Annotated in this window: 1 protein-coding gene; it reads right to left on the bottom strand. The window is 48.4% G+C overall.

Annotated features, from left to right (window positions below; translation table 11 throughout):
- On the bottom strand, window positions 1–1,010 hold a 1,010-nt coding region (locus tag H9625_RS17365), incomplete at its 3' end, for an IS630 family transposase (RefSeq protein WP_191765574.1).
- Between the last annotated feature and the right edge of the window lie 57 nt (window positions 1,011–1,067).

Raw genomic sequence — 1,067 nt, 5'->3', positions numbered from 1 at the left:
CGGAATTTAAGAGTCAGAAGTGACTCCAACTCTTCTTTATAGTTTCCGATATTGTCGAAGAAATCCTTAACGGCCTGCCTGAATTTCTCTTTTGTCCTGTAGAAACCGGTATTGATGACCTTCTTGCGGAGGAATTTCCAAAGCCTCTCAATCAGATTGAGGTTCGGCGAGTAGGGCGGCAGGAATATCTGCCTGATTTTTGTCCCGTCCACCCATTCCTTGAGCTTTTTGTTGTGATAATAACGGGCATTGTCGGAAATGATATAGATGAACGGGGCCTCCGGATGCCTGTCCAAGGCCGCCTGATAAACTTCTTTTGTGGATTCGGCATTGACGCTTTCGCAATCATGGGCTATCACGTCTGTCACGTCATGCGCGTTAAGCAACCCGTTGATGTTCACCCTGTCACGACCGCTGACGGTCGGTTGTTCCAACTTTTCGCCTTTCTCTATCCACGCATAAGTGGAACGGCTGTTGTGGGTCGGATGAACACCGTCGGCATAATAAACCACAGCATCTTCCGGCATACCGGAAAGGATTTCGGAAAGTTCTCCGACAAAGGCTGCCTGCTTGGAGGCATCAGCCTCGCAAGGGACTTCCGATGTCTTCTTATAGGTGAAACCAATGCGGTTCAGCAGGTCTACAACCCCCTGGGGCGTGTACTCCACGCCGAATGTGGACTTTATCCACTCTGCCACACTCTTGGCATCCGTATAGATATGCTCACGAAGTTCCTTGCGCAAGGCGGACAACTGTCTGCTGTCAAGAAGCCCCCAATAACCTTTGTGGCGGTTTTCCAGAAGTTCATCGGCACCGCCGTGCAAATAAGCGGAACGGTAACGGTATACGGTGGAAACGTCTATTCCAAGGCATGAAGCCACGAAGGAAGGAGAATTGCCCATGCCCAACATCAGAATGCAAGTCACACGGGCATAGTCGGAACTTCCGGCTAGATTCCGTTGAAGTTTACGTAAATTTTCTATTTCTGATGTCGACAACTGCATTTCCATGCCGTAAAGATACAACTTTTAAACGAATTATTCGCATTTCACTTACTTTTGACTATA

The organism is Phocaeicola intestinalis, assembly GCF_014837065.1.
In the GTDB taxonomy this organism is placed as follows: domain Bacteria; phylum Bacteroidota; class Bacteroidia; order Bacteroidales; family Bacteroidaceae; genus Phocaeicola; species Phocaeicola intestinalis.
This window is presented reverse-complemented; position numbering and strand designations above follow the sequence as displayed.